The sequence below is a fragment of the uncultured Phenylobacterium sp. genome (assembly GCF_902826855.1).
Taxonomy (GTDB): Bacteria; Pseudomonadota; Alphaproteobacteria; order Caulobacterales; family Caulobacteraceae; genus Phenylobacterium.
In genome coordinates this window covers 1-8079 of record NZ_CADEGK010000004.1, presented here as the reverse complement: position 1 = coordinate 8079, position 8079 = coordinate 1, and the positions used below count along the sequence as shown (strand labels likewise).

General features: G+C 70.1%; 10 protein-coding genes. 3 read left to right on the top strand and 7 right to left on the bottom strand.

The features are described from left to right. Nucleotides 1-13: 13 nt before the first annotated feature. The gene (rpmE, locus tag QZV94_RS01175) at nucleotides 14-238 is read right to left on the bottom strand and encodes a 50S ribosomal protein L31 (protein ID WP_293675964.1); all 225 of its coding nucleotides are present in this window, start codon (nucleotides 236-238) and stop codon (nucleotides 14-16) included. Between the two features lie 116 nt (nucleotides 239-354). Between rpmE and QZV94_RS01170 the strand changes: the two genes are divergently transcribed. Further along, nucleotides 355-2199, top strand: a complete 1845-nt coding sequence (locus QZV94_RS01170) for an ABC transporter transmembrane domain-containing protein (RefSeq protein WP_293675963.1) — start codon at nucleotides 355-357, stop codon at nucleotides 2197-2199. 21 nt (nucleotides 2200-2220) lie between these two features. On the opposite strand, the gene QZV94_RS01165 is transcribed toward QZV94_RS01170, so the two are convergent. From QZV94_RS01165 to QZV94_RS01140, 6 genes are all read right to left on the bottom strand, one after another. Further along, nucleotides 2221-3246 carry a glycerophosphodiester phosphodiesterase gene (locus QZV94_RS01165; RefSeq protein ID WP_293675962.1) on the bottom strand — a complete coding sequence of 342 codons (1026 nt, stop codon included), beginning with the start codon at nucleotides 3244-3246 and terminating at the stop codon, nucleotides 2221-2223. 16 nt (nucleotides 3247-3262) lie between these two features. Beyond that, nucleotides 3263-4057 (bottom strand): inositol monophosphatase family protein, encoded by a 795-nt coding sequence (locus QZV94_RS01160; RefSeq protein ID WP_293675961.1) that lies wholly within the window; start codon nucleotides 4055-4057, stop codon nucleotides 3263-3265. A 71-nt stretch (nucleotides 4058-4128) separates the two neighbouring features. After that, nucleotides 4129-4788 (bottom strand): thiamine phosphate synthase, encoded by a 660-nt coding sequence (gene thiE, locus QZV94_RS01155; protein ID WP_293675960.1) that lies wholly within the window; start codon nucleotides 4786-4788, stop codon nucleotides 4129-4131. 9 nt (nucleotides 4789-4797) lie between these two features. Next, complete coding sequence (locus QZV94_RS01150; RefSeq protein WP_293675959.1) at nucleotides 4798-4944, bottom strand: hypothetical protein; 147 nt, start codon at nucleotides 4942-4944, stop codon at nucleotides 4798-4800. Further along, a complete protein-coding gene (gene cydB, locus QZV94_RS01145; RefSeq protein ID WP_293675958.1) occupies nucleotides 4928-5950 on the bottom strand; it encodes a cytochrome d ubiquinol oxidase subunit II in 1023 nt (340 codons plus the stop codon). The genes QZV94_RS01150 and cydB overlap by 17 nt, the downstream gene beginning before the upstream one ends. Next, nucleotides 5947-7332 carry a cytochrome ubiquinol oxidase subunit I gene (locus QZV94_RS01140; protein WP_293675957.1) on the bottom strand — a complete coding sequence of 462 codons (1386 nt, stop codon included), beginning with the start codon at nucleotides 7330-7332 and terminating at the stop codon, nucleotides 5947-5949. Before QZV94_RS01140 ends, cydB begins: the two co-directional genes overlap by 4 nt. A gap of 202 nt (nucleotides 7333-7534) precedes the next feature. On the opposite strand from QZV94_RS01140, the gene QZV94_RS01135 reads away from it, so the two are divergent. Both QZV94_RS01135 and QZV94_RS01130 read left to right on the top strand, forming a co-directional pair. Then, entirely contained in the window at nucleotides 7535-7720 is a 186-nt protein-coding gene (locus tag QZV94_RS01135) for a (2Fe-2S)-binding protein (protein ID WP_293675956.1), read from the top strand. 143 nt (nucleotides 7721-7863) lie between these two features. After that, a partial coding sequence (locus tag QZV94_RS01130; protein WP_293675955.1) for a ferritin-like domain-containing protein occupies nucleotides 7864-8079 on the top strand: 216 nt, incomplete at its 3' end.

Here is an 8079-nt window from a genome sequence, read left to right as displayed (position 1 = left end):
GTGAGGCTTGCGCCTACTTCCGCGTGAAGGCGCCGAACTTGGCGTTGAAGCGGGACACGCGCCCGCCGCGGTCCAGCATGTGGTGGCCGCCGCCGGTCCACGCCGGATGGGTCTTCGGATCGATGTCCAGGTTCAGGGTGTCGCCTTCCTTCCCGTAGGTGGAACGCGTCTTGTAGGAGCTGCCGTCGGTCATCACGACCGTGATGAAGTGGTAGTCGGGGTGGGTGTCTTGTTTCATCGAACGGGCGCCTGACGTATTGGAGCGGCCACTGATGGCCGGCCGCCGGGTGAGGGCGGTGAAAAGGAAGCCGCGCGTATAGAGAAACGCGGCCGTGATTGCAAGGTGGGAGACCAATGAGCGAGGCTGGCCAGGAGACCCCGGTCGCGGGCCGGCCCAGCGAGGGCCAGGCGCTGGCCCAGTCGCTCGCCGAGGGCGCCGCCAAGCGCGACCGCAGCCGCAACGTCGCTGCGCTGAGCCGCCTGGGCCCGTTCCTGGCCGCCCACTGGGGTCGGGCGCTGGGCGCGCTGATCTTCCTCCTGCTGTCGTCCGGCGCGACGCTGGGCATGTCCGGCGCGATCCGGCTGGTTGTCGACCACCTCACCGACAAGGGCCTCGACCCGGCCACGGTGGACCAGCGCTTCCTGGTGATCGGGGCGGTCGCCGCGACGCTCGCGGTGGCCACGGCCATGCGGTTCTACTTCGTCACCAGCCTGGGCGAGCGGGTGGTGGCGGACCTGCGCAAGGAGACCTACGGCCATATCCTGACCCTGGATCCTGCGTTCTTCCTTTCCACCCGCACCGGCGAGGTGCTGTCGCGGCTCACCACCGACATCGCCATCGTCGAGAACATGCTGGCGACGTCGATCTCGGTGGCGCTGCGCAACTTCCTGATCCTGGTCGGGGCGCTGATCCTCCTGGTGTTCGTCAGCCCCCGGCTGACCGGCCTGGTGCTGCTCACCTTCCCGTTCGTGATCGCACCGTTGTTCATCTTCGGTCGCCGGGTGCGGAAGCTCACCACCAGCGCCCAGGACCGGTTCGCCGACGCGGTGGGTTCGGCCGGCGAGAGCCTGGAAGCGCTGGAGACCGTGCAGGCGTTCGGGCGCGAGCGCGCCGCCGCCGAGCGGTTCGGCGACGCCGTGGAGAACGCCTTCGCCGCCCAGATGCGGCGCATCACCACGCGTGCCGCGATGACCGCAGCGGTGATCGTGCTGGTGTTCGGCGGCGTGGTGGGGGTGTTCTGGCTGGGCGTCCACGCCGGCCTTCGCGGCGACATCAGCTGGGGGGCCCTCTTCCAGTTCGCTTTCCTCTCGGTGCTGGCGGCCAGTTCCGTAGGCGCGCTGGGCGAGACCTGGGGCGACGTGCAGAAGGCGGCCGGCGCCATGGAGCGCGTGGGCGAACTGCTGGATGCGCGGCCGGGCGTCGCGCCGCCGGCCCACCCGATCGCCCTGCCGCAGCCGCCGCGCGGCGAGGTAGTGTTCGAGCGCGTGACCTTCGCCTATCCCGGCCGCCCCGACCTCCCGGCGTTGAAGGATTTTTCGCTGACCGTTCGGCCGGGCGAGCGGGTGGCGCTGGTGGGCCCGTCGGGCGCGGGCAAGAGCACCGTCTTCCGCCTCCTGCTGCGCTTCTACGATCCGCAGGTCGGCCGGGTGCTGGTCGACGGCGTCGATCTCACCGACGCCGACCCGAAGGCGGTCCGCGCACGGATGGCGCTGGTGGCCCAGGAGAGCCCGCTGTTCTCCGGCTCGGCGGCCGAGAACGTGCGCTTCGGTCGCGATGGGGCGAACGACCTGGAGGTCCAGGCCGCCGTACGTGCGGCCCAGGCCGAAGGGTTCCTGACCGCGCTGCCGGAGGGGCTCGACACGCAGGTCGGCGACCGGGCGCGCTCGCTCAGCGGCGGCCAGCGCCAGCGGCTGGCGATCGCCCGCGCCCTGGTGCGCGGAGCCCCGATCCTGCTCCTGGACGAGGCCACCAGCGCGCTGGACGCCGAGAACGAGCATCTGGTCCAGCGCGCCCTGGACGTGGCCATGCAGGGTCACACCACCCTGGTCATCGCCCACCGCCTGGCCACGGTGCTCAAGGCCGACCGCATCGTGGTGCTGGACGAAGGCCGGGTGGTGGAGGAGGGGACGCATCCGGAGCTGGTGGCGCGGAATGGCCTCTACGCGCGGTTGGCGGCGCTGCAGTTCGAGGCGGCGTAAGCCCACACCACGTCGGCGGGGTTAACCTCGCGCGTGCGCCGCCAAACCCGGGAAATCCGAGAACACCCCGTCAACCCCTGCCGCATACAGCGCACGGAACACCCGCTCGACGTCGCCGTGGTCGCCAGGCGCGCCACCGCGCTTCAGCTTCGCCGGCAGGAAGGCGTTTTCCGCGCGGACGGTCCAGGGGTGGACGGCCAGGCCGGCCGCATGCGCCCGGCCCACGAGCCGGGTCGGCGCGCCGAGGTCGCCTCCGGCGGTCGCGACCACCAATGGCCACTCAGGCCCCAGCCCCTCGGCGAAGGCTGCGATGGCCTTGATCCCGGCCTCGCTCTCCACATCCACCGGCGCCGGGCCCTGGCTGACCAGCATCACCCGCCGCGCCCGGCCGCCCAGCTTGTGGAAGGCCTTCAGCGGCTCGACCTCGAAGCACTGGACGAACACCGGCGCGGCGGCGGCGTTGAGCCCGTTCGCTTTCAACGCGTCGAGCAGGCGGCCCTCAAGACCAAGGCCGATACCGGTGAAATAGGCGGGGTGTTTCATCTCGGGATAGGTCCCGATCGTTCGGCCGACGCGACCGCCCTCGGCTTTGGCCAGGTCCAGGACCTCCTGGTAGGTCGGGATCGCATAGAGCCCGTCGAACCGGGCGCTGCCCGGCCGCAGCGCCGGCAGCCGCTCCCGACACCGCAGGGACTTCAGCTCGGCCAGGGTGAAGTCCTCGGTGAACCAGCCGGTGACCGCCTCCCCGTCGATGACCTTGGTCGCCTTGCGTGCGGCGAACTCCGGACGGGCGGCCACGTCGGTGGCGCCGGCAATCTCGTTCTCGTGGCGGACCACCAGATGTCCGTCCTTGCTGCACACCAGGTCGGGCTCGATGAAGTCCGCGCCCTGTTCGATGGCGAGCGCGTAGGCCGCCAGGGTGTGTTCAGGCCGCTCGCCGCTGGCGCCCCGGTGAGCGATGACGAGGGGTCTCTTCCGTTGGCCGAAGGCAGGCGTCGCGGCCAGCGCGATGCCGGTGGCGGCCAAGGTGCGGCGCGTCAGGCTCATGACCCGAAGCTTAGCCCTATTTTGCGGCGGTCAGGCGACTGAGGATAACCGGGTGGATATCCAGGTTGCCGGCCACCACCGAGCCGCTCTGCAGCACCGTGTCGCCGCCCTCGGCGTCGGTCACCTTGCCCCCCGCCTCGGTCACCAGCAGCATCCCGGCCGCCAGGTCCCAGGGCTTGAGGTCCCGCTCCCAATAGGCGTCGAAGCGTCCCGCCGCCACCCACGCCATATCCAGGGCCGCCGAGCCGAAGCGGCGCACGCCGGCCACCCGCTGGCTGACCTGGTGCAGCTCCTTCAGGAACCGGGCGTGCTGGCCGTGGCCGAGGAAAGGGATGCCGGTGGCGACGATGCTCTCGTCCAGCTTCGTGCGCGCTGCGACCCTCAGGCGATGGTCGTTGACGAAGGCGCCCTTGCCCTTCTCGGCCCAGAACGTCTCGTTGGTCACCGGGTTGTGGGTCAGCGCCGCCACGATCGCGCCTTCGCGCTGCAGGGCGATGTTGATCGCGAAGTGCGGGATGGCGTGCAGGAAGTTGGTGGTCCCGTCCAGCGGGTCGACGATCCAGGTGTGGGTCTTGTCGGTGCCCTCGATCAGGCCCCGCTCCTCGCCGTGGAAGGAATATCCCGGCCGGGCCTTGCTCAACGTTTCGAAGATGACCTGCTCGGCCTTCAGGTCGGCGGCGGAGACGAAATCGGCCGGCGCCTTCTTGGCCACCTGCAGCTCCGCCAGCTCGCCGAAGTCGCGGTTGAGCCCGCGGGCCGCCTTGCGCGCGGCGTCGCTCATCACCTTCAGGAGGGCTGACTGGGTGCTCACGGTATGAAAGATCTCGGCGACGGATAGCGGGCGCGATACCTAGTCGCCGGGGGCGTTTTAGGCAAGGCGAGCTACTTTCCGGCCGCCCGCTCCGCCAGCCCCGCGGCGATCTCCGCGTTCAGCGCGTTCACCGCGGCGGCTGGCCCATCGGCATGGGCCCAGACCCCGGCCGAGACCGCCAGGAAATCCGCCCCGGCCGCCGCCAGGCCACGCGCGTTCTCCGCGGTGATCCCGCCGATCGCCACGCAGGGAACCACCATGTCGGCCTGCCACCCGGTGAGGATCTCGGGATCGGCGCGCGTGGACGCCTCCTTGGTGCTGGTCGGGAAGAAGGCGCCGAAGGCCACGTAGTCCGCGCCGCCCTCGGCCGCCTCCATGGCCAGGTGCAGGCTGTCGTGGCAGGTCACGCCGACCATGCGCTCGGGGCCGACGATGCGGCGGGCCTCGGCGAGGCTTCCGTCCGTCTGCCCGATGTGGACCCCGTCGCAGCCGAGCCGGGCGGCGAGGTCGGGGCGATCGTTCATGATCACCGCGACGCCGCGGGCGTGGGCGATCGGCAGGATCACATCCGTGGCGGCGGCGATGATGTCGTCGCCGACGTCCTTCAGCCGGATCTGCAGCGCCGCCACGTCGCCCGCGTCCAGCGCGTGCGCCAGGGTGTGGCCGAAAGCGGCCAGGTCATCCAGGCGCGGCGGGGTGATCAGGTAGAGGCGGCAGAGCGGTTGGGCCATGCCCCTGCCTTAGCGCAGCAACAGCCGCATCGCATAGGACACGCCCGCCGTGGCCCCGGCGCCCATCACCGCCAGGCCCACGAACCAGGCCAGCCGCTGCCACAGCGGCCGCAGGGCCGCGCCGGGCTCGGGCGGCGGCTCAATGATAGCCCGCACCGGTCCCCACCTTGCCGCGGAACAGCCAGTAGACCCACACCGTGTAGCCCAGGATCGCCGGCAGCAGGATCGCCACGCCCACCAGCATCAGCGCCAGCGCATTGTCGGCGTTGGCGGCCTGCCGGAAGGTCATGTCGTAGGGCACGATGTTGGGGAAGAAGCTCACCGCCAGGCCCAGGTAGCCGGAGAAGAACACCAGATAGGATCCCAGGAACGGCGTCACGTGGTGACGCCGCCCCAGGCCCCAGGCCACGATCGCCAGGCCGGCGATGCCGACGAGCGGGATCGGCGTCAGCGGCAGGAGCGTCGCGAGGTCGAAGCCTCCGTCGCCGAAGCCCCAGCGCGCGACGACGCGCGGATGGACCACCAGCGTGGCCAGGCTGACAGCGGCCAGCAAGGCGGCGGTGACAGCCATCGACTGCCAGGCCCAGCGGCGCGCCTTGGCCTGCAGCTCGCCCTCGGTGCGCCAGACGATCCAGGTGGCCCCCAGCAGCGCGTAGCCGGCCACCAGCCCGACGGCGACGACGGCGCTGTACGGCGTGAGCCAGTCCAGCGGCCCACCGGCGAACGCCTTCCCCGCCAGGGTCACGCCCTGGATGAAGCCGCCAAGCGCCAGGCCCTGGGCCAGCGTGGCGGCCAACGAACCCCCCACGAACGCCGCGGTCCAGAAGGCCTTGCCGCGCCTGCGGCCGTGGTGGCGGAACTCGAAGGCGACGCCGCGCAGGATCAGCGCCAGCAGCATGATCAGGATCGGGCCGTAGAGCGCCGGCATCAGCGCCCCGTAGGCGAACGGGAAGGCCGCCAGCATCCCGCCGCCGCCCAGCACCAGCCAGGTCTCGTTGCCGTCCCAGATGGGCGCCACCGACTCCATCATCACGTCGCGCTCCTGCGGCGTCGCGAACGGGAACAGGATGCCGATGCCGAGGTCGAAGCCGTCGAGCAGCACGTACATCAGCACCGCCAGCGCGATGATCCCGGCCCAGATGAAGGGGAGGTCCAGGGTCATGGCGCGTCCTCTCCCGAAGCGGCGCCCAACGGCGAACCCGGCGCGCGACCGTGGGAGTCCGGCGGCTCGTCGGCGGCGGCGGGCCCGGCCGCCATCAGCCGCAGGATGTAGACCGCGCCCGCCGAGAAGATCACCGCATAGACCACCATGAAGGCGATCAGGGACGTTGAGACCTGGCCCGCGGTCACCGGCGAGACCGCGTCGGCGGTGCGCAGGACCCCGGTGACCACCCACGGCTGGCGGCCCACCTCGGCCACGACCCAGCCGGAGATCACCGCCACGAACCCTGCCGGGCCCATGGCGACGGCGCAGCGCAGGAACAGCGGGCTGGTCTCCAGCCGCCCCCGCCACCAGAGGAACGCGCCCCAGAGGCCGAGCCCGATCATCGCCACGCCCAGGCCGACCATGATCCGGAACGCCCAGAAGACGATGAACACCGGCGGCCGGTCGCCGGGTGCGAAGTCCTTCAGCCCCTTCACCTCGGCGTCGATGCTGCCGGCGGTGATCCAGCTGCCGACCTTGGGGATCGACAGCTCCCAGCGGTTGCCCGCGATGGCCCGGTCCGGCCAGGCGGCGATGTGAAAGGCCTGCTCGCGCCGGGTCTCCCAGAACGCCTCGATGGCCGCGAGCTTGGCCGGCTGCACCTCCATCACCCGCTTGCCGGACGCGTCGCCGACCACCAGCTGCAGCGGCGCGACGATGGCGAACATGCCGATGGCCATGCGCAGGGCGATCGAGCTCTCGGCCTCCGGCCCCTTCAACAGCCGCCACGCCGACGCCGCGCCCACCACCAGCGACGTGGTCAGGTAGGCCGCCAGGGTCATGTGCGCGAACCGCTCCAGGAAGGTCGGCGAGAAGATCACCTCCATCCAGCTGGTGGTCCGCAGCGTGCCGTCCGGCAGGGTCTCGAAGCCGGTCGGATACTGCATCCAGCTGTTGGCGGAGATGATCCAGAAGGCGGAGATCAGCGTGCCCACCGCCACCAGCACCGTGGAGGTGAAGTGCAGGCCCGGCCCGACCTTCTTCCAGCCGAACAGCATCACCCCGAGGAAGGAGGCCTCCAGGAAGAAGGCGGTCAGCACCTCGAAGGCCAGCAGCGGCCCGATCACCGGCGCGGTCACCGCCGCGAACACGCTCCAGTTGGTGCCGATCTGGTAGCTCAGCACCACGCCGGAGACGACGCCCATGCCGAAGGAGATCGCGAAGATCTTCACCCAGAACAGGTACAGCGCCTTGAACCGCGCATTCCCCGTCGCCAGCCACAGCCCCTCCAGCACCGCCAGGAAGCTGGCGAGCCCGATGGTGAAGCTGGGAAAGATGATGTGGAACGCGATGGTGAACGCGAACTGCAGCCGCGACAGGATCAGCGCGTCGAGGTCCATATGCCGTCCTCAGTCCACCGTCCCCGCTTACCACAAGCCGGCCGCTTCGATCAGCCTGCACCGAACTTCCTCTCCCACGCGTCGCGGGAAAGGAAGGCGAGCCGCTGCGACCCCGCGCCGCGCGCAAACCGTTGCGAATGACTTGCAAACGCGTTCGCAAGAGGCTAGCGTCTCAAGGTCAGCCAGGAGCCGCTCGCGCGCCATGTACGTCTGCAACTGCAACGGCATCCGTGAACGCCAGGTCCGTGCGGCCATCGCCGCCGGCGCCTCGCGCCCGGCCCAGATCTTCAAGGCCTGCGACTCCCGTCCACAGTGCGCCCGCTGCGTCTGCGACATGCGCCAGATCCTGGACGAAGAGCGAGAGGCGCTGCGGTTCGCCGCCGAATAGGCCGAAATCGCCATCGTCTTCAGCGAGCGACAATCACTCGCAAAGATATGCCGGCAACCGCAAATCACTTGCAGACATAGGCTTTGACACCTTCTGCCCGCCGCAGGAGTTTCCGCTTCACGTGATTTGACGGAGAGACCGCGATGCAGGGCGACAGAGAGATCATCAGGCTGCTGAACGCGGTGCTCACCAACGAGCTGACCTCGGTCAACCAGTATTTCCTGCACGCGCGGATGTACGAGAACTGGGGTTTCAAGCGCCTGGGCAAGATCACCTACGACGAATCGATCGGCGAGATGAAGCACGCCGACAAGCTGATCCACCGCATCCTGTTCCTGGAAGGCCTGCCCAACCTGCAG

Bases quoted from the DNA above. Each gene is read 5' to 3' on its own strand.
- rpmE (WP_293675964.1), bottom strand. From the start codon at position 238: ATGAAACAAGACACCCACCCCGACTACCACTTCATCACGGTCGTGATG.
- QZV94_RS01170 (WP_293675963.1), top strand. From the start codon at position 355: ATGAGCGAGGCTGGCCAGGAGACCCCGGTCGCGGGCCGGCCCAGCGAG.
- QZV94_RS01165 (WP_293675962.1), bottom strand. From the start codon at position 3,246: ATGAGCCTGACGCGCCGCACCTTGGCCGCCACCGGCATCGCGCTGGCC.
- thiE (WP_293675960.1), bottom strand. From the start codon at position 4,788: ATGGCCCAACCGCTCTGCCGCCTCTACCTGATCACCCCGCCGCGCCTG.
- cydB (WP_293675958.1), bottom strand. From the start codon at position 5,950: ATGACCCTGGACCTCCCCTTCATCTGGGCCGGGATCATCGCGCTGGCG.
- QZV94_RS01140 (WP_293675957.1), bottom strand. From the start codon at position 7,332: ATGGACCTCGACGCGCTGATCCTGTCGCGGCTGCAGTTCGCGTTCACC.
- QZV94_RS01135 (WP_293675956.1), top strand. From the start codon at position 7,535: ATGTACGTCTGCAACTGCAACGGCATCCGTGAACGCCAGGTCCGTGCG.